The organism is Amycolatopsis kentuckyensis (assembly GCF_002155975.1).
Lineage (GTDB): Bacteria > Actinomycetota > Actinomycetes > Mycobacteriales > Pseudonocardiaceae > Amycolatopsis > Amycolatopsis kentuckyensis.
Map to the genome: position 1 here is coordinate 1 of NZ_MUMI01000276.1, position 18,784 is coordinate 18,784.

Annotated in this window: 16 protein-coding genes; 9 read left to right on the plus strand and 7 right to left on the minus strand. The window is 71.8% G+C overall.

Annotated elements, in window-relative coordinates; all coding sequences use genetic code 11:
- On the minus strand, positions 1–659 hold a 659-nt coding region (locus tag CCN39_RS26110), incomplete at its 3' end, for a PepSY-associated TM helix domain-containing protein (RefSeq protein ID WP_143264144.1).
- A gap of 247 nt (positions 660–906) precedes the next feature.
- Between CCN39_RS26110 and CCN39_RS26115 the strand changes: the two genes are divergently transcribed.
- The 7 genes from CCN39_RS26115 (at position 907) to CCN39_RS26145 (ending at position 10,726) form a co-directional block, all read left to right on the plus strand.
- Positions 907–1,662 carry a carbonic anhydrase gene (locus CCN39_RS26115; RefSeq protein ID WP_086846265.1) on the plus strand — a complete coding sequence of 252 codons (756 nt, stop codon included), beginning with the start codon at positions 907–909 and terminating at the stop codon, positions 1,660–1,662.
- A gap of 45 nt (positions 1,663–1,707) precedes the next feature.
- The gene (locus CCN39_RS26120; protein ID WP_208630377.1) at positions 1,708–2,733 is read left to right on the plus strand and encodes a LacI family DNA-binding transcriptional regulator; all 1,026 of its coding nucleotides are present in this window, start codon (positions 1,708–1,710) and stop codon (positions 2,731–2,733) included.
- A 139-nt stretch (positions 2,734–2,872) separates the two neighbouring features.
- Positions 2,873–4,975, plus strand: coding sequence for a glycoside hydrolase family 36 protein (locus CCN39_RS26125; protein ID WP_208630379.1), 2,103 nt, complete (start codon positions 2,873–2,875; stop codon positions 4,973–4,975).
- A 29-nt stretch (positions 4,976–5,004) separates the two neighbouring features.
- Positions 5,005–6,315 (plus strand): ABC transporter substrate-binding protein, encoded by a 1,311-nt coding sequence (locus CCN39_RS26130; protein ID WP_086846268.1) that lies wholly within the window; start codon positions 5,005–5,007, stop codon positions 6,313–6,315.
- 16 nt (positions 6,316–6,331) lie between these two features.
- Positions 6,332–7,282, plus strand: coding sequence for a carbohydrate ABC transporter permease (locus CCN39_RS26135; protein ID WP_208630381.1), 951 nt, complete (start codon positions 6,332–6,334; stop codon positions 7,280–7,282).
- Positions 7,279–8,118, plus strand: coding sequence for a carbohydrate ABC transporter permease (locus CCN39_RS26140; RefSeq protein WP_086846270.1), 840 nt, complete (start codon positions 7,279–7,281; stop codon positions 8,116–8,118). The genes CCN39_RS26135 and CCN39_RS26140 overlap by 4 nt, the downstream gene beginning before the upstream one ends.
- Before the next feature lie 28 nt (positions 8,119–8,146).
- A complete protein-coding gene (locus CCN39_RS26145; protein ID WP_143264145.1) occupies positions 8,147–10,726 on the plus strand; it encodes a carbohydrate-binding protein in 2,580 nt (859 codons plus the stop codon).
- 53 nt (positions 10,727–10,779) lie between these two features.
- On the opposite strand, the gene CCN39_RS26150 is transcribed toward CCN39_RS26145, so the two are convergent.
- Genes CCN39_RS26150 through CCN39_RS26160 form a run of 3 tightly spaced genes read right to left on the minus strand, consistent with a single transcriptional unit; the run spans position 10,780 to position 14,082 of the window.
- On the minus strand, positions 10,780–11,535 hold the full coding sequence (locus CCN39_RS26150; protein WP_086846284.1) for an SDR family NAD(P)-dependent oxidoreductase: 756 nt from the start codon (positions 11,533–11,535) through the stop codon (positions 10,780–10,782).
- Between the two features lie 11 nt (positions 11,536–11,546).
- Entirely contained in the window at positions 11,547–12,539 is a 993-nt protein-coding gene (locus tag CCN39_RS26155; protein ID WP_086846273.1) for an LLM class flavin-dependent oxidoreductase, read from the minus strand.
- 10 nt (positions 12,540–12,549) lie between these two features.
- On the minus strand, positions 12,550–14,082 hold the full coding sequence (locus tag CCN39_RS26160) for an acyl-CoA synthetase (protein WP_086846275.1): 1,533 nt from the start codon (positions 14,080–14,082) through the stop codon (positions 12,550–12,552).
- A gap of 116 nt (positions 14,083–14,198) precedes the next feature.
- On the opposite strand from CCN39_RS26160, the gene CCN39_RS26165 reads away from it, so the two are divergent.
- Positions 14,199–14,816 carry a TetR family transcriptional regulator gene (locus CCN39_RS26165; RefSeq protein ID WP_086846277.1) on the plus strand — a complete coding sequence of 206 codons (618 nt, stop codon included), beginning with the start codon at positions 14,199–14,201 and terminating at the stop codon, positions 14,814–14,816.
- A 12-nt stretch (positions 14,817–14,828) separates the two neighbouring features.
- Here the strand turns inward: CCN39_RS26165 and CCN39_RS26170 are convergent, their stop codons facing one another.
- Genes CCN39_RS26170 through CCN39_RS26180 form a run of 3 tightly spaced genes read right to left on the minus strand, consistent with a single transcriptional unit; the run spans position 14,829 to position 17,592 of the window.
- A complete protein-coding gene (locus CCN39_RS26170) occupies positions 14,829–15,410 on the minus strand; it encodes a LutC/YkgG family protein (protein ID WP_086846286.1) in 582 nt (193 codons plus the stop codon).
- Positions 15,407–16,849, minus strand: coding sequence for a lactate utilization protein B (locus CCN39_RS26175; protein ID WP_086846288.1), 1,443 nt, complete (start codon positions 16,847–16,849; stop codon positions 15,407–15,409). The genes CCN39_RS26170 and CCN39_RS26175 overlap by 4 nt, the downstream gene beginning before the upstream one ends.
- A 17-nt stretch (positions 16,850–16,866) precedes the next feature.
- Positions 16,867–17,592 (minus strand): (Fe-S)-binding protein, encoded by a 726-nt coding sequence (locus tag CCN39_RS26180; protein ID WP_086846279.1) that lies wholly within the window; start codon positions 17,590–17,592, stop codon positions 16,867–16,869.
- 544 nt (positions 17,593–18,136) lie between these two features.
- On the opposite strand from CCN39_RS26180, the gene CCN39_RS26185 reads away from it, so the two are divergent.
- A partial coding sequence (locus tag CCN39_RS26185; protein WP_491844426.1) for an MFS transporter occupies positions 18,137–18,784 on the plus strand: 648 nt, incomplete at its 3' end.

The following is an 18,784-nucleotide window of genomic DNA, read 5'->3' on the forward strand; positions in this document are numbered from 1 at the left end:
AGCAGCCCGGCCGCGATCACCAGCCCGGTCATGCGGTGCCACGACAGCAGCCGTCCCCGCGCGCTTTGGGACTTCTTCCGCTTGCGGCTCCCTGCCCAGAGCGCGATCCCGGCCAGCACGACCACCCACAGCCAGCTCGCCGCGAGCTCGCTGTACCAGCGTCCGAAGTCACCGAGCTGCAGGTTGGCGTGCAGGTTGTCGATCCAGCCGCGCACCGGCATCGCCTGGCCCGAGCCGTAGGTCTCCAGCTGCCCGCGGATCTCGCCGGTGTGCGGATCGACGAACACGGTGTGGTGGTAGCTGGGCTCGAGCCCCGGCCGGGCGAAGATCACCTGGGTCGAATCGGTCGGCGTGGGCCCCGGCCGGATCCCGGTCACCGTCCCGTCCGGCACCGCGGCCTTCGCGATGGCGGCCTGCCGCGCCAGCGGCACGGCCCCGGCCGCGGCGGGGACGTGCAACTCGTGGTCGTAGACGGCCCGTTCCACCTGGGGCGTCCAGATGTAGGCCAGCCCGGTCACCGCCGCCACCAGCAGGAACGGGCTGACGAACACCCCGGCGTAGAAGTGCAGCCGCAGCAGCAGCGGCCGGACGGCGGCCCACGTGAACCGCGGCCGGACGGCCGGCTCGGCCGTGCGCTCGTCGCTCTGGTCGATCGACATCGAGCTCCCTTCACCTCCGCGACACCGGTTCGGTCGCTCTCCGGAGAGGTCGGCTCGAAAGAGTGAACGGTTCCCGCGACTTCGCGTGACCGGCGGGCCCGCGCGTGCCGCGACCCACCGGCCGGGTCCCCGGCGCTTTCCGCCGGTGCCGGAAACCATTCCCCGCATTCGCGGAAAACCGTTTCGCGGCGCGGCCGGCCGCCTAGCATCCGCTGATCCGAATCGGCAGGGAAAGGAGACCGGCGCCATGTCTGCTTTTGCGAAGGAGAACGGGGACACCCCGGCCCGCAGGACGGTGCTGCGCGGGCTCGCGCTCGGCGGGGTTTCGCTGGCGTTGAGCGCGTGCGCGGCCGGCGCGAGCACGGCCGCCGACAGCTCGCCGGGCTCCGCGGTGCCCGTGCCGGCGAACCCGGAGCCGCCCAGGACGCCCGACGGTGCGTTGCAACGCCTTCTCGACGGCAACAAGCGCCTGCTCGCCAACCGGACACTGCACCCGCAGACGCTCGACGACATCCGCCGGCACGCGGCCGGCCAGGCGCCCTACGCGCAGGTGTTCGGGTGCGCGGACTCCCGCGTGCCGGTCGAGGTGGTCTTCGACGAGGACTTCGGCGACCTCTTCGTCACCCGCACGGCCGGGAACGTGCTGTCGGACGCCACCGTCGGCACCATCGAGTACGGGGTGCTGGCGCTGAACACACCCCTGGTCCTGGTGCTCGGGCACCAGAGCTGCGGCGCGGTGAAGGCCGCCGTGGACGCGATGAAGGACCCGGCCAAGCTGCCGTCCGGCCCGCTGGGCAGCCTGGTTTCCGCGCTGCTGCCGGCCGCGCGGGAAGTGCGGGACCGGGGCGCGGACATCCACGCGGCCGCGCTGGAGGCCCACGTCCGGAGCGTCGTCGCGACGCTGCAGAAGACGCCGTCCCTCACCGGGCCGATCGCGCAGGGGAAGCTGCGCGTGGTGGGCGCGTCGTACGACCTGGCGACCGGGCAGGTCACGGTGTACTGATCGGGCGGCTTTGACGACACGATCGGTACCGACAACGATGGCACCGTGACCCGACGTTCCTCCGCCTCGCTCAGCATTCGTGACGTCGCCGCCGCCGCGGGTGTCTCCTACCAGACCGTGTCGCGGGTGCTGAACGAGTCGCCCAACGTCAACGCCGGGACCCGGCAGCACGTCCTGGCGGTCATCGACCGGCTGGGCTACCGCCCGAACCGGGCGGCGCGCGCCCTGGGCTCCGGGCGGTCGCGCGCGGTGACGGTGGTCATCGCCGACACGACGCTGTACGGCTACGCCTCGACGTTGCGCGGGATCGAGGAGGCCGCCCGCCTGCGCGGGTTCGCGGTCGGCGTCCGGGTGGTGGAGTCGGACCGGCCCGACGACGTCCGGCACGCGGTCGAGTACGTGAACGACCCCAACGCGGGCGGCATCGTGGTGGTCGCCTTCGACGCCGCCGGCGCCGGCGTGCTGCGGGCGCTGCCGCCGGAGGTCCCGGTGGTGGCCGCGACCGAAGCGGGCGGCCTCGACGACGTCGCCCGGCCGATGATCTTCCTGGACGAGCGGCAGGCCGCCGCCGACGCGACGGGACACCTGCTCGGGCTGGGGCACCGCACGGTGCACCACGTCGCCATCCCTTCGGAGACCGGCAGGAGCGCCCGCCAGACGGGCTGGCGCGGCGCCCTCGAAGCGGCGAGGGCCCCGGTGCCGCCGGTCGTCCCGGCCGGCTGGGACGTGCGCTCGGCCTACCGAGCCGGCCAGGAGCTGGCGGCCGACCGGGCGGTGACGGCGATCTTGTGCGGCAACGACGACACGGCCCTGGCGGTCCGCCGGGCGTTGCACGAAGCCGGCCGCGACGTCCCCGGCGACGTCAGCATCGTGGGGTTCGACGACGTCCCCGGGGCCGCGTACTGGACGCCGGCGCTCACCACCGTCCGGATGGACTTCGTGGCCCTCGGACACGCCTGCCTGGCGGCACTCGCCGCCGAACTCACCGACGCGCCGCAGCCGGCACCCCGGCTCGCCGCGCCTTCCCTCGTCATCCGCGAGTCGACCGCACCGCCGCGCGCCGCCGGCTGACCGGGGCAGCTCCCGGACTGTTCGTAACAACAAGGTAACGCGGGCTTCTCAACCGACCGGGTGACCCGGCACACTGCTGGCCTGCCATTGTGACCGGTCACATATGCGGTGAACTGCAGAAATACGAGAGGGAGCAACGGTGATCTCGACGGAGGCGGCCACCACCGTGGCCTGGGGCCACCCCGCGTTGGAACTCGTCGTGGACGTGTCCCCCGACGGCCCGGTTGCGGTCCGGCACCTCGGGAGCCCCGGCGGTGCCGGCGACCAAGCGGGACAGCCGCTGGTCGAACTGCTCGTCGCCGGCGAAGGGCGGGCGCGGGCCTCGCACCGGTTCTCCGGGACCGCCGTCGGCAACCGGCTCGCCTACACCGGCTCCACCCGCGGCCGGCACGGGAAGTGGCACGAACTGCACCTCGACAGCCGCGACGAGCGGACCGGGCTCACCGCGCGGACGTCGTTCCGGTCGGCCGACGGCGTCGCCGCCTGCCAGATCACCACCACCGTCACCAACCACGGCCCGGCGCCGGTCCTGCTGCAGGGCGTCACCTCCTTCGCCGCGAACTTCACCGGCGCGCGCATCGAGGACGCCGACCTGCTCCGGGCCGACAGCGAGTGGCTCGGCGAGGGCCGGTGGCGCCGCCGTCCGCTGCGCGACGACGTCCTGCCGGATCTCGGCCTCGGGCTGCACGGCCAGGACGGCCGCGGCCGGTTCGCCGCCGTCAGCACCGGGACCTGGTCCACCGGCACGCACCTGCCGACCGGCGGGCTCACCGACCGGCGGACCGGGCGGACGTGGCTGTGGCAGGTCGAGCACAACGGCGCCTGGCGGTGGGAGGTCGGCGAGCGCCGCGACGGCGCGTACCTCGCGCTGCTCGGGCCGACGGACATCGACCACCAGTGGCACCAGACCCTGCGGCCCGGCGAGTCCTTCACCACGGTTCCGGTGTCCGTGGCCGTCTCGGAGTCCGGTGTGGACGGTGCGGCCGCCGCGCTCACCGCGCACCGGCGCACCCTCGTCCGCCCGCACCCCGACCGGTCCGCCCTGCCGGTGGTCTTCAACGACTACATGAACACCCTGATGGGCGACCCCACCACCGCGAAGCTGCTCCCGCTCGTCGACGCCGCCGCGGACGCCGGCGCGGAGGTGTTCTGCATCGACGCCGGCTGGTACGACAACGGCACCAGCTGGTGGGACAGCGTCGGCGAGTGGCAGCCGTCGGAAACCCGGTTCCCCCAGGGGATCCAGGAGGTCCTCGGCCGCATCCGCAAGCGCGGCATGGTGCCCGGCCTGTGGCTGGAGCCGGAGGTGATCGGCGTGCGCAGCCCGATGGCGGACAAGCTGCCCGACGCGGCCTTCCTGCAGCGCGGCGGCGTCCGGCTCGTCGAGCACGACCGGTACGTCCTGGACCTGCGCCACCCGAGCGCCGTCGCGCACCTGGACGGTGTCGTCGACCGGCTGGTCGAGGACCTCGGGGTCGGCTACTTCAAGCTCGACTACAACGTCGATCCCGGCGCGGGCACCGACCTGGCCGCCGACAGCGTCGGCGCCGGCCTGCTCGGCCACAACCGGGCGCACCTGGCCTGGCTGGACGGGGTCCTGGACCGGCATCCCGGACTGGTCCTGGAGAACTGCGCGTCGGGCGCCATGCGCATGGACTACGCGCTGCTCGCCCGGATGCAGCTGCAGTCCACCAGCGACCAGCAGGACTACCTGCGGTACCCGCCGATCGCCGTCGCGGCCCCGCTGTCGGTCCTGCCGGAGCAGGCGGCCAGCTGGGCCTACCCGCAGCCGGACATGCCGGCCGAGGACTTCGCCTACGCCGTGTGCACCGGGCTGCTCGGCCGCCTCTACCTGTCCGGGCGGCTCGACCTCATGGACGCGGAGCAGCGGGCCTCGGTGCGGGCCGCGGTGGCGGTGTACCGCGAAATCCGCACCGGGCTGACGGCCGCGGTTCCACTGTGGCCGCTGGGCCTGCCGGGGTGGGAAGATCCGTGGCTCAGCCTGGCCCTGCGCTCCGGCGACGTCACCCACCTCGCCGTGTGGCGGCGCGGGGACGACGCCGGGCCGGTGACGTTGCCTCTGCCACACCTGCGCTCCCAGCACGTCCACATCGAGGCACGCTACCCCCGGGACCTGCCCGCCTGGACCGTCGAATGGGACACCGAAACCGGCTCCCTGACCCTGACGCCCACCCCGCACACCACCGCCTCCGCGCGGCTCTTCCGCATCGTCGCCGGCTAACCCCCTCACCGCACCGAAGGATCACCCCGATGAAGAAATGGATCAGCGCCGTCGCCGCCGCTGCGCTCGTGCTCGGCCTCGCCGCCTGCAGTGACCCGTCCGCGAACGCCCCGGCCGACGCCGCGCCCGCCACCTGGGCCGACCCCACCGCGAGGCTCGACGGGGTCAAGCTGACCCTCTGGGCGGCGCAGAACAGCAACACCGTGCCCAAGCAGGTCGTCGAGTCCTTCGAAAAAGCCACCGGCGCGACCGTCCAGGTCGTGACGCTCCCCGACCCGTACGAGCAGAGCATCCAGACCAAAGTGGCCACCGGCGACAAACCGGACCTCGCCTTCTGGCAGCCCACCTCGTCGATGCTGACAGCGATCAACGCGAAGACCAACCTCCAGCCCCTCGACGACGCGCCGTGGCTCGGCAAGCTGGCGCCGGAACTGCGGGACATCACCGGCAAGCTGGACGGCAAGCGCTACGCCGCGCTGATCACCAGCCCGGCCGTCGAAGGCGTCTACTACAACAAGGAAGTCTTCGCCGCAGGCGGCATCACCGAGCCGCCGAAGACCTTCGACGACATGGTCACCGCGGCCCGCGCGCTCAAGGCCAAGGGCGTCACCCCGTTCTTCGAGATGGGCGGCGACCGGTGGGCGACCCAGTGGTGGGTGCAGGTCCAGCTCGCCGACGCCGCGAAGAACGGCCTCTGGGACCGGATCAACAGCAAGCAGGAGACCTTCACCAGCCCGGTCGTGCTCGACACCATCAAGAAGTACCAGGCGCTGATCGGCGAAGGCCTGTTCAACGCCGACATCAAGACCGCCAAGCTGGAGGACCAGGGCGCCGCGCTGCTCGACGGCAAGGCCGCGATGGCCGTGCAGGTCAACTCGTTCTTCAGCCAGCTGCAGGCCAAGGCCGACACCGCGACGCTGGACAAGAAGATCGGCTTCTTCCCGATCGCGCCGTCGGGCCGGATCGGGACCTTCATCCCGGACCAGACGAACGCCCTGGTCGCCTTCCGGACCGGCGACGCCAAGCGCGAGGCCGCGGCCCGGCAGCTGCTCGCGTACTGGATGGGCCCGGGCTACGCCGGGTTCGTCGCCGACCGCAAGACCATCTCGCTCGAGCCGTCGGTCGCCAACCCGCCGGGCGTGCCCCAGGCCCTGCTCGACGTGCACAAGTCCCTGCCCACCGCGGTCGGCTCGATGCAGGCGCTGGCCGTCGCCAACCCGGACCTCTACATCAACCTCGCGGACATGATCGCCGGCACCATGACGCCGGACCAGGTGGCCAAGGCCACCCAGGACCAGTTCGCCCAGCTGGCCAAGGCGGCCGGAGCCCCGGGCTTCTGACCCGGCGAGGAGCCCAATGTCCACCGCAGAACGCACGCTCGTCGTGGAGCGGCCGGTCACCCGGCCCGCTCCACGGCGGGGCGCCCGGCCGGCGAGCACCCGCAGCAAGCGGACGCACCCGATGTGGTTCCTGGTCCCGGCCTTCGCCATCCTGCTCGTCTTCTTCTTCCTGCCGACGCTGTTCAACTTCGTCTACGCGTTCACCGACTGGTCCGGGTTCAAGAGCTCGATCAAGCCGGTCGGGCTGGACAACTTCACCCAGCTCGCCTCGGACGGCACGCTGCTGCGGGCCGTGCGGATCACGCTCGTCTACGCGGTGCTGGTCGCGGTCTTCCAGAACGTCTTCGGGTTCGCGCTGGCCGTCCTGCTCGAACGCGACAACCGGCTCAACCGCCTCGCGCGGATCTTCTTCCTCGTCCCCGTGCTGATGTCGGCGCTCGCCGTCGGGTACGTCTTCCAGGCCCTGTTGAAGCCGCACGGCAGCCTCAACGAGCTGATCGGCGCGGTGCTCGGGCGGACCTTCGACTACGCCTGGCTCGGGGACACCACCTGGTCGATCGTGGTGGTCGCGCTGATCCACGCGTGGAAGTGGATGGGCCTGTCGATGCTCATCTACCTGGCCGGGCTCAAGACCGTCCCGGAGGACATCCTCGAAGCCGCCCGCATCGACGGCGCCTCGCGCTGGCGTACGTTCTGGGTCGTCAAGTCGCCGCTGCTGGCGCCGGCGGTGACGTTCAACGTCGCCACCGCGCTGCTGGGGTCGATGAACGGCTTCGACGTCGTCCAGGCCACCACGGGCGGCGGCCCCGCCCGCACCACGGAAATCCTCAACATCTTCATCTACCGCACCTTCGGGCAGGGCCTGTTCGCCCAGGCCACCGCGATGAGCCTGGTGCTGTTCCTGCTCGTCGCGTTCCTGGCCTTCCCGGTGATCCGCGCCCTGCGCAAGCGAGAGGAGATCCTGTGACCGGCCGCCTCAGCGACGCGCGCTTCTGGACGAGGCTGCAGCCGGTCGTCACCACCGTGGGAGTCCTTGCGCTCATCGGGATCCCGCTCTGGCTCGTCGTGGTGACCGCGGGGAAGTCGCAGGGCGAAGCGCTCGACCCCGACCTCTCCCTGCCCAGCCACTGGCAGCTGTTCGGCAACCTGCGGGAAGTGTGGATCGACGGCGAGGTGCCGGCGGCGTTCTTCGGCAGCCTGCTGATCGTCGTGCCGACGGTCGCCGGCGTCCTCACCTTCGGGTCGATGGCCGCGTGGGTGCTGGCCCGCCGCGCGAGCCGGCTCAACGCCGCCCTGTACGCGCTGGGCATCAGCGGCATCGTGCTGCCGCCCGCGGTCGTCACCGTGGTGCTGCTGCTGCGCCAGCTCGGCCTCGCCGGCAGTGCCGTCGGCATGATCGGCGTCTACCTCGGCATCTACCTGTCCACGGTGATCTTCTTCGTCACCGGCTTCGTGCGGACCATCCCGATGTCGCTGGAGGAAGCCGCCCAGATCGACGGCGCCGGTCCGGTCACCGTGTTCCGGCGGATCGTGCTGCCGCTGCTGCGGCCGGCGCTGGCCACCGCCACCATCCTCATCTGCCTCTACGTGTGGAACGACGTCTTCTACGCCTTCTTCGTCGTCGGCGGGCGGCTCGACACCTTGCCGCTCAACCTGTTCCGCGTCGCGAGCGCCGGGCTGTACCTCAACAACTGGCACCTCATCTTCGCCTACGTGGTGCTGATGAGCCTGCCGCTGATCGTCGTCCTCGCCGTGGCCCAGCGGAAGATCATCGCGGGCATCACCAGCGGCGCCGTCAAGTGAACCCCCTCCCCATCGAAGCGGAGTGCTGATGCGACACCGAATCCTGGCCGGGGCGGCCGTCGCCGTCCTCGCCTTCACCACGCTGTCCCCCGCCACCGCCCAGGGCGCGGCGGCGGAAACGCTGCGCGTCGACCTCGGCGAGTCGACGGGCGCCTTCCACGGCGGTGCCACGGGCATCCTCTACGGCCTCGGCGACCTCGGCGTGCCGTCGCAGGACCTGATCGCCGGGATGCACCCGCGCACCATTTCCCAGAAGGCACCCGACGGCGAGCAGCACCCCAACGGCGACGCCCTCGCCGTCGCCGACGGCTTCTTCGCCGCCGGCGGCACCGACGTCCACATCTACGCCCAGGACGTCTACAGCCGTTGGCCGTACCAGGACCTCGGCATCGACGACTACCTCGCGCGGCTCAAGCCCCAGCTGGACAAGGTGGCGAAACGGCCCGACCGCGACCGGTTCGTGTGGACGATCTTCAACGAGCCGGACGGGATCTGGTACCAGGACTGGGCGAACAAGAAGCAGCAGTTCTTCGCCGACTGGACGAAGGTCTACCGCACGGTGAAGTCGGTCCTGCCGAACGCCCGGATCGCCGGCATCGGCGAAACCGGGTACCGACCCGACCACCTGCGTGAGTTCCTGGCCTACGCCAAGGCCAACGACGTCCTGCCCGACATCGCCACCTGGCACGAACTCAGCCCGGACTCGACGGCCACCTACCGCGGGCACTACGCGGACTACCGCGCCATGGAACTCTCGCTCGGCGTCCCGCCGCGGCCCATCATGATCAACGAGTACTCCGACCGGCAGGACACCTCGGTGCCCGGGCGGCTGATCCAGTGGATCACCATGCTCGAAGACACCAAAGTGGACGGTCAGATGGCGTACTGGTCGCTGGCGGGCAACCTCAGCGACAACGCCGTGCGCACCGGCCGCGCCAACGGCGGCTGGTGGCTGACCAAGTGGTACGCCGACCTCTCCGGCGACACCGTGCGCGTGACGCCGCCGCGGCCGGACACCCGGAACTCGCTGCAGGGCCTCGCCACCCTCGACCGCACGGACCGCACGGCGACCGTCCTGCTCGGCGGCACGGCGGACGCGGTCGACGTCGCGCTGACCGGCCTGGACCGGAAGGTCTTCGGCGACCGGGTGGACGTCCGGATCGCCAAGGCGACCTGGTCGGGCTACGAGGGCGACGCCCAGCAGCCGCCGATCGTGGCGGCGTCCCGGGTCCGCGTGCAGGACGGCAAGGCGACGATCTCCGTGCCGGGCGGCGACCCGCTGGCCGCCTACCAGGTGATCGTCACGCCCGCGGGGCTCGGCGCCCCGCCCGCGGCGACGGCACCGTGGCAGGCGAGCTACGAAGCCGAGTCGGGCACCGTGGAGAACGCCCGGGTCTACGTCCAGGACGACGGGTCGGGTTCGTGGGACATGGCCATGCGCTACACGACGTCGGGCGGCAAGGACGTCGGCTCCATGAACACCCCCGCTTCCCGCGACACCGTGGACGTCGACGTCCCGCGGGCCGGCGCGTACCGGCTGGGCGTGTTCTACGGCACCAACGCCTTCGTCGGCAGGCTGGCACTGTACGTCGACGACACCTACGTCCGCACCCTGACCCTGCCGGCCACGCTGAACTGGACCTACCGGGGCCGGCTGGACACGCCGCTCACGCTGAGCGCGGGCAAGCACCGCGTTTCCGTGCGCACCACGGATCCGAGCGGGTTCCTCGGCGGCTCGTCCGACGTCACGCTGGACCGCTTCGACCTGACCGAGGTCACCGGCCCGGAGCGGGCGGAGTACCCGCTCGCCGACGCCCGCCGCACCGGCGGCTCGGTCGACCACGGCACGGCCGCCCTCCAGGTCCTGGCGCCGGGCGCGGTCGTCCTGGCGCCCGGGCAGAAGGTCACCACGTACCTGTCCGCCGCCGAGGACGGCTACTACCGCCTGTCGACGTGCTGGGCGGGCGTCGGCCGCAGCACGCTGGGGCTCACGCTGTCCGGCCGCCGCGTGACGGGCGGCGACCTGACCGCCACCGGTGTCGGTGTCTGGTCGGGCAGCGAGACGGTGTTCCTCAAGGCGGGCGTCACCGAAGCGGTGGTGTCCAACGAGGGCCGCACCCCGCTGGTGGCGGGCACCCTCACCCAGGTCCGCGACGCGGCGGCCGACCGGCGGGCGGTGCGCGTCGAGGCGGAGTCGGGCCGGCTCGCGGGCGGAGCGGCCACGGCGACCGGTCCCTGGGCGTCCGGCGGATCGTACGTCGGCTACCTGGGCCACGGCGGCACGCTGACCATCCCGCGTACCGGCGGTCCCGGTCAGTACGACCTCACGGTCGCCTACGCCCAGGCGGAGAAGAACACGGGGCACCCGTACAACACGGACACGATCACCCGCACCCTGGTGGCCACGGAGGCGGGCGGCACGGTGACGCCCGCGCCCTACCGGCACAACTACACCTGGGACGGCTTCTGGCCGGAGACCTCGCCGATCGACCTGACCACGAAGGGCGGCGCGCTCACGTTCGGGAATCCGGCGGCGTGGGGCCCGAACGTCGACTGGGTGCAGCTCGCCCCGCTCGTCGTGGCGAACACGGTGACGCCTCGGCGCTGACGATCACCTCGGTGCCCGGCCGGTTCGTGGCGAACCGGCCGGGCACCGGCGTCTCACACCAGGGACGCGGTCAGCCCGCCGTCGAGGACGTAGTGGCTGCCGGTGATCCAGCTCGCCCGGTCCGAGGCCAGGAACGCCGTCACCTCCGCGATGTCCTCCGGCGTACCGAGACGGCCCTGCTTGGCCGCCACCAGGTCGCCGAACGGGACCTGGGTCGCCGCCTCGAAGTCGGGGACCAGGCGCTCGACCATGGCCGTGTCCGCGAAGCCCGGGCAGACCGCGTTGACCCGGACGCCCGCCGGGCGCATCTCCACCGCCGCGACGCGGGTCAGCTGGATGACCGCCGCCTTCGTCGCGCAGTACGAGCCGAGCAGCGGGCTGCCGCCGAGGCCCGCGATCGACGCGATGTTGACGATGTTCCCCTTCGACTCCACCAGGTGCGGGATCGCCGCCTTCATCGTCACGAACGTGCCGCGGACGTTGACCGCGAAGATCTTGTCGAAGCTTTCCGTCGGCTGCTGCAGCAGCGGTGACGACACCCCGATGCCCGCGTTGTTGACCAGGACGTCGAGCCCGCCGAGGAGGTCGACCGCCTGCCGGATCGCCGACTGGACCTGGGTTTCGTCGGTGACGTCGCAGTTGGCGACACCGGCGGCGCCGATCTCGCCGGCCGCCTGCTTGGCCGAGAGGGAGTCGAGATCACTCACGACGACCCGGGCGCCGCGTTCGGTGAACAGCGCCGCGATCGCCTTGCCGATGCCGGCGCCCGATCCGGTGACGAAGACGCGCTTTCCTTCGAGTTCGGACATGCTGGTCCCTTTCACATCGCGTCGATCTTGGGGAGGATTTCTTCCTTGAGGCGCTTCAGGTCGTCGAGCGTCTTCGCCACCGGGACGTCCTGGAAGGGCGGCCACAGGAACGGCATCGTCAGCCCGGCTTCCCGGTAGCGCTTGAGCTGGTCGGTGATCTGCGCCTGCGAGCCCACGAGCAGGTTGGTGCCCTTGCCCAGCGGGCTCTGGTCCATGTCCTGGTCGGTGATGACGAACCAGATCATGCTGGCGATCTCGAGGTCGTCGACCGACCGCGGCGTGTCGAGGGCGTCGAGCTCGCGCTGGATCTCGGTGCGCCAGCGCCGGATGTCCTCGGGTGAGTCCTGGATGCCGATCCAGCCGGAGAGCCCGTACTTCGCGATGCGCGCGGCCGACCGCTTCGCGTCCTTCAGGCCGCTGAAGAAGATCGGCGGGTGCGGCTTCTGCACCGGCTTGGCGCCGAACCCGCTGCGCTGGAAGTCGGCGAACTCGCCGTGGTACTCGAACAGGTCGTTGGTCCAGATGCCCTGCATGATCTCCAGGGTTTCCCGGACGTGCCGGTGCCGCCGGGGGAAGATGTGCGACGCGCTCGCGGCGGCGAACTCCTCGGGCATCCAGCCGGAGCCGACGGCGACGTTGAGCCGGCCGCCGCAGAGGTGGTCGATGGTGGCCAGCTCGGCGGCGAGGACGCCGGGCGAGCGGTAGGGCGTGTCGATGATGCTCATCCCGATCCGCACCTTCGACGTCTTCGCCGCGAGCCACGGGATGAGCGGCATGCCCTGGAGGAACTCGCCGCGCGAGCTCACCGGCAGGCCCTTGGGGAAGCCCTCGATCATGCCGAAGGCGTACTGCATCTCCTGGGTGTCGGACGTCTCCGGGACGATGATCCGGTCGAGCGTCCAGACGGAGTCGAAGTCGAGGTCCTCGGCCAGTGCGGTGAGGTCCTCGAGCTCCCGCACGGTCACCTTGTCCCGGAAGTTCGGCAGGTACAGCGCGAGTTTCATGGGTACTCCTTCAGCGGGTGGCGAGGGTCGTGCGGATTTCGGCCTTGAGGACCTTGCCGACGGTCGAGCGGGGCAGGTCCGGCCAGACTTCGATGCGCTTCGGCGCCTTGACGCTGCCGATGCGGTCCTTGACGAACGCGATCAGCTCGCCCTCGTCCAGTTCGGCGCCGGGCCGGAGCTGGACGACGGCGGTGACGCGCTCGCCCCACTTTTCGTCGGGCAGGCCGACGACGGCGCAGTCGCGGACCGCGGGGTGGGCCAGCACCGCCTGCTCGACCTCGGCGGAATAGACGTTGAACCCGCCGGTGATGACCATGTCCTTGGCACGGTCGACGATGTGGAGGAAGCCTTCGCCGTCGAGGAACCCGATGTCGCCGGTGTGGTGCCAGCCGTGCGCCGACACCTCCGCCGTGGCTTCCGGGTCGCGGTGGTAGCCGGCCATCACCAGCGAGCCGCGCACGCAGATCTCGCCGCGTTCGCCTTGCGGTACGGCTTTTCCGTCGCCGTCGAGGATCGCCACGGTGACCAGCGGCGACGGCCGTCCGGCCGACGCCAGCCGTCCGGTGTGGACAGTGCCGTCGGGACGCCGGTGCTGGGCGGGCGACATCGTCGAGATCATCATCGGGGCCTCGGTCTGGCCGAACAGCTGCGCCATCGGCCCGATCCGGTCGAGCGCCTCGGTCAGCCGGGCCGTCGACATCGGTGCCGCGCCGTACCAGAAGCACTGCAGCGACGAGAGGTCCGTGTGGTCCAGGGCTTCGTGGCCGAGCACCAGGTAGATGAGCGTCGGCGGCAGGAACGTGTGCGTGACGCGGTGGCGTTCGATGAGCTCCAGGAACCGGCCGACGTCGGGCCGGGGCATGACCACGACCTCGCCGCCCCGGGCGAGGACCGGGAAGCAGAGGACACCGGCCGCGTGGGTCAGCGGGGCCAGGGCCAGGTACACCGGGCGTCCCTCGAAGGGGTAGCTCATCAGCGTGATCGCCGACATCACCTCGAGGTTGCGGCCGGTGAGCATGACCCCTTTGGGACGGCCGGTGGTGCCGCCGGTCCCCACGAGGGCGACGACGTCGTCCGGCGGCGCGGCCACGGCCGCGGGGTCGGCTTTCGCGGCGGCGAGCCAGTCGTCGAAGCCGGGCGCGAAGTCGTCGCCGTCGCCGAGGCGGACGAGCGTCGTCAGCTTCGGCAGCCGCGGGGCGATCCGGCGGACCAGGTCCTCGAAGGCGGGCTGGAAGACCAGGGTGGCGCAGTCGAAGAGGTCCAGGAGCTCGGCGTTCTCGCCGGCGGCGTTGCGCGGGTTGATCGGGCACCACACCGCCCCGGCCCGGGAGATGCCGAAGACGCAGGTGAACGCGGTGGGGTCGTTGGCCGAGAGGATGCCGACCTTGTCCCCCGGGGCGACGCCGGAGCGCCGCAACGCGCGGGCGACCGCTTCGGCGAGCTCGACGACCTCGCCGTAGGACCGGGTGACCCCGTCGAGGGTCAGGCAGGGCGCCCCGGGGTCCAGGGAGGCGCCTTTTTCCAGGTAGAAGAACAGAGACATCGTCGTCCCTCCCGACTTCGCCGGCGGCTGGTGACGACCATGACCGCCGTTTGGACGAATGTCAAGATTTTCTTGGACGATTGGTCAGAAAACCGCCGGATGGTATCTTCGGGGCTGTGACCAGCGCAGCCGCCGTGAGGCGCCGGACCCCAGCCGACAAGTTCGAGGACCGCCGCCGGGAGCTGGCCGACGCGGCGCTCCTGGCGCTGGCCGACCTCGGCTACGCCCGCACCAGCCTGCGCACGATCGCGGAGCACACGAAGTTCTCCCACGGGCTGCTGCACTACTACTTCGCCGACAAGGTCGAGCTGATCACCTACTGCGTGCGCCGCTACAAGGCGGCGTGCATCCAGCGTTACGAGGGCGGCGTCGGCGAGGCGGCCACCGCGGAGGAGCTGGCGGCGGCCTGCGCGGACGGCCTCGCGGCGGCGCTCGAGGAAGCCCCCCTCATGCACCGCATGTGGTACGACCTGCGCACGCAGTCCCTGTTCGAGCCGGCGTTCCGCGAGGACGTCGCCGAGATCGACACCGGCCTCCAGGACATGATCTGGCGCAACGTGAGCGCGTATGCCGGCCTCGCGGGCACCGAGCCGACCTGCTCGGCGCCGGACGCGTACGCGTTGTTCGACGGGCTGTTCCAGCAGGCCCTGCTGCGCCACCTGGCCGACGAGGAAACCGCCCTCGACGACCTGCGGCGTGCCGTACGGGAACTGTTCCCCCGCCTGGTCGCCTGACGGCTGCGTTCTTCACTCCGTGACGATGACGTGCAGGTTCCGCGGTCCGTGCACGCCTTCCACCCGGGTCAGCTCGATGTCGCTGGTGGCGCTCGGCCCGCTGATCCAGGTCTGCGGGCGGGCCGGGTCCAGCGCGGCCACCGCCTCCGGCACGCCGGGCACGATCTGCTCCGCCCGGAGCACGCACACGTGCACGTCCGGCAGGAGGCTCAGCGCCCGCCGCCCCTGGCCCGGGCCGTGGTCGAGGACGATCGTGCCGGTGGTCGCGATGCCCAGTGCCGCCGTGGTGACGACGGCGTCGAACTCCGCCGGCTCCGCGGTGGTCCCGGGTGGCGACGAGCCGCCGATGCCGACCGGAAACCCGTCGGGGACCAGCACTTTCCGCGCCGGGCCCAGGGCCGCGCGGAGGGCCTCCGGCAGCTCGGCGGCGGGGCACCGGGTGAGGGCGGCCCGGTAGTCGGCCACGCGTTCGGCGAACAGGTCGACGACGTCCGCGACGGCCGACCGGTACCCGCGGGGCACCACGGCCTCGGTCCGGTCCGCGTCCCGCAGCGCGCCGCGGACGGCCGCCAGGATCTCCTCGCGCGCGGTCATCGCTTCCGCCACCAGGACCGGAACGACTCGGGTGGTGGTGCCGGCAGGTCGCGGCTGTTCGTCCACAGTGAACCCGGCCACGGCAGCCGGGACAGGGCACGGCGGCCGCCCGGGAGCAGCCGGCGGCCGAAGCGGGTCAGGGCCCGGTTCGCGACCCCCAGGCCGCGTTCGGCGAGCCCCAGCCGCCGGGCGTCCGAGAGCACCCAGGACGCCGTCTTCATCGCCACCGCCTCGGGTTTCGGGGCTCCGCCGCGATGCGCGTCGACCACCCGGGACCGCAGGTGCACCAGGACTTCCGGGATGTCGATGCGCACCGGGCACGCCTCGAAGCAGGCGCCGCACAGGCTGGACGCGTACGGCAGCGAGTCGGTCTGCTCGTCCACGCCGACACCCTTGAGCAGCGGGTTGAGGATCGCGCCGATCGGCCCCGGGTAGACCGAGCCGTAGGCGTGCCCGCCGGTGCGTTCGTAGACCGGGCAGACGTTCAGGCACGCCGAGCAGCGGATGCAGCGCAGCGCCTGCCGGCCGACCTCGTCGGCGAGCGCGCGGGTGCGGCCGTTGTCCAGCAGCACCACGTGCATCTCCCGCGGCCCGTCGCCCGGTGTCACGCCCGACCACGTCGACGTGTAGGGGTTCATCCGCTCCCCCGTGCTCGACCGCGGCAGGAGCTGCAGGAACACGTCGAGGTCGGCCCAGGTGGGAATCACCTTTTCGATGCCCACCACCGAAACCAGCACCTCGGGCAGGGTCAGGCACATCCGGCCGTTGCCCTCGGACTCGACGACCACCAGGGTGCCGCTTTCGGCGACGGCGAAGTTCGCGCCGGAGACGGCCATCTTCGCGCGCAGGAACTTCTCGCGCAGGTGCAGCCGGGCCGCGCCGGCCAGCTCGGCCGGGTCGTCGGTCAGGCCGTCGGGTGCCGGACGGCCCGCGCCGGCCATCTCGCGGCGGAAGATCTCCCGGATCTCCGCGCGGTTGCGGTGGATCGCCGGCACCAGGATGTGGCTCGGCAGGTCGTCGCCGAGCTGCACGATGAGCTCGGCGAGGTCGGTCTCCCAGGCGGTGACGCCGTGCTCGGCGAGCGCCTCGTTGAGGCCGATCTCCTGGGTCGCCATCGACTTGACCTTGACGACCTCGTCGACGCCGTGGTCCCGCGCGATGCGGGCGACGACATCGCAGGCCTCCCGCGCGTCCCGCGCCCAGTGCACGGTCGTTCCCCGCGCCTGCAACGCCGCTTCGAGGGTCAGCAGGTGCTCGTCGAGGCGGCGCAGGGTGTTGTCCTTGACCGCGGCGCCCGCCAGCCGCAGCTCCTCCCACTCGGCGACCTCGCCGACGACGGCCGCCCGCTTGGCGCGGATGGTGCCGGTGGCGTGGGCCAGGTTGCGGCGCAGCTGCGTGTCGGCGAGTGCTTCCCGCGCGGCCGCCGGGAAGGCGGGCATGCCGACGAACGTGGCGCTCACGCGTCCCCCTCGGTCGAAGCCAGCACGTCGGCCAGGTGCAGCACGCGGACGCCGGACCGCTGCCGCGACAGCAGGCCGCCGACGTGCAGCAGGCAGGAGTTGTCGCCCGCGACGAGCACTTCCGCCCCGGTTTCGCGGACGTGCCGGGCCTTGTCCGCCCCCATGGCGGTGGACGTCTCGGCGTTCTTGACGGCGAAGGTGCCGCCGAATCCGCAGCACTCCTCGGCGGCGGGCAGTTCGACGAGGTCGAGCCCGCGCACCGCCCGCAGCAGCCGCAGCGGCTTGTCGGCGACGCCGAGCATGCGCAGCGAATGGCAGGTCGGGTGGTAGGTGACGCGGTGCGGGAAGGAGGCACCGACGTCGGTCACGCCGAGCACGTCGACGAGGAACTCGCTCAGCTCCCGGACCTTCGGCCCGGTTCCGGCCAGCCGCGGCTCCCCCGCGCGCCGCGCGACCAGGCCGTGCTGGTGCCGGGCCGACCCCGCGCACGAACCCGACGGCGTGACGATGTGGTCGTACCCGGCGAACGCGTCCGTGAACGCGCGGACCACCGGCACGGCCTCGTCGAGGTAGCCGGTGTTGACCATCGGCTGGCCGCAGCAGGTCTGAGCCGGCGGGAAGTCCGCGTCCACGCCCAAGCGGCGCAGCAGCCGGAACACCGCCTTGCCGGTCTCGGGAAACAGCGCGTCGTTGATGCAGGTGACGAGCACGGCGACCTTCATGCGCGCACCTGCCGCCCCATCGTGGCCTCCGGATTAAAAGGTTTCAAGTCTGCTGGCCGGTGCAGGCTACTACGCTCGGTTGTTACGTTTCAAGCCTGTCGGAACGCTCGTGGTCCGCGTCATCGACGACAGCGGCCGGGGACCGGGGCCACTGGCCGCCGCCGGACCTCAGCCCCCGCGTGAAGAGCACGGCCCCTCCGCCCGCGCGACGGAGAGGACGCTCCGCTGTGGACCGTTCGCCGGCGCGGTGATGCGCAGTGACGACAACACCGTCCCCGGCGTCCCCACTGCGCCGCCCGGGGAGATTTCGCCCCGCCACGGGGATTTTCACCACGGACCGTGACCGAATCGGGCACTTCTTCCGCGGGCGAGGCGTCCGGCCGTGCCGATGCACGCCCATCCGCAGGGCCGTCGAAGCCCTCGCAATCGTTGAGGGGCAACAAAAGTTCGTTCATCCGTCAGGTGACGGATGTCTGAAATGCGCGCACCACGAAACATTGCGCTACGGAGTATGACGCTCCGGCCTCGACTACGAGGAGGAGCGATGTCGCGTGCTACCACCACCGTCTCCACCCTGGTCATCTTCGTTCTCGCACTGAACCTGCGGCCGGCCGTGACGAGCCTCGGCGCGGCCCTGCCGGACATCTCCGTCGCCGGTGGTCTCGTCGCCGCGGTGCTCGTCGCCCTGCCGCTGTGGGCGATCGGCCTCGGCGGCTGGGCGACGCCGTGGCTGTGCAGCCGGGTCGGGACGCACCGGACCGTCACCGTCGCGCTCGTCGGGCTGGTGCTGTCGCTGGCCGGGCGGGTGCTCGGCGGCTCGGTGGAGCTCCTGATCGGGACGGCGCTCGCCTGCCTGTCCATCGCCGTGCTCGGCACCATGCTGCCGTTGCTGGCCCAGGGTTCCGCCGCCTTCACCTTCGGCCTGGGGGTGGGCAGCACGGCCGGGGCGCTGGTCACGCCCACCGCGGTCATGTCGTCGTCCTGGCGGGTCGCGCTCGGCGTGTGGGCGACCGCGGCCCTGGTGGCCCAGCAGGTCTGGCAGCGCACGCCCGGCGAGTTCGTGTCGCCGCGGACCGCACCGGGAGCCGTGCGGGCCTCCGCGCTGACCCTCCACTTCGGACTCATTTCGACGGTGACGTTCCTGGTCATGGGCTGGCTGCGCAGGATGCCGGGCAGCCAGCCCATGACCAGG

Bases quoted from the DNA above. Each gene is read 5' to 3' on its own strand.
- CCN39_RS26145 (WP_143264145.1), top strand. From the start codon at position 8,147: ATGCGACACCGAATCCTGGCCGGGGCGGCCGTCGCCGTCCTCGCCTTC.
- CCN39_RS26135 (WP_208630381.1), top strand. From the start codon at position 6,332: ATGTCCACCGCAGAACGCACGCTCGTCGTGGAGCGGCCGGTCACCCGG.
- CCN39_RS26170 (WP_086846286.1), bottom strand. From the start codon at position 15,410: ATGACCGCGCGCGAGGAGATCCTGGCGGCCGTCCGCGGCGCGCTGCGG.
- CCN39_RS26150 (WP_086846284.1), bottom strand. From the start codon at position 11,535: ATGTCCGAACTCGAAGGAAAGCGCGTCTTCGTCACCGGATCGGGCGCC.
- CCN39_RS26160 (WP_086846275.1), bottom strand. From the start codon at position 14,082: ATGTCTCTGTTCTTCTACCTGGAAAAAGGCGCCTCCCTGGACCCCGGG.
- CCN39_RS26175 (WP_086846288.1), bottom strand. From the start codon at position 16,849: ATGCCCGCCTTCCCGGCGGCCGCGCGGGAAGCACTCGCCGACACGCAG.
- CCN39_RS26155 (WP_086846273.1), bottom strand. From the start codon at position 12,539: ATGAAACTCGCGCTGTACCTGCCGAACTTCCGGGACAAGGTGACCGTG.
- CCN39_RS26180 (WP_086846279.1), bottom strand. From the start codon at position 17,592: ATGAAGGTCGCCGTGCTCGTCACCTGCATCAACGACGCGCTGTTTCCC.
- CCN39_RS26130 (WP_086846268.1), top strand. From the start codon at position 5,005: ATGAAGAAATGGATCAGCGCCGTCGCCGCCGCTGCGCTCGTGCTCGGC.
- CCN39_RS26115 (WP_086846265.1), top strand. From the start codon at position 907: ATGTCTGCTTTTGCGAAGGAGAACGGGGACACCCCGGCCCGCAGGACG.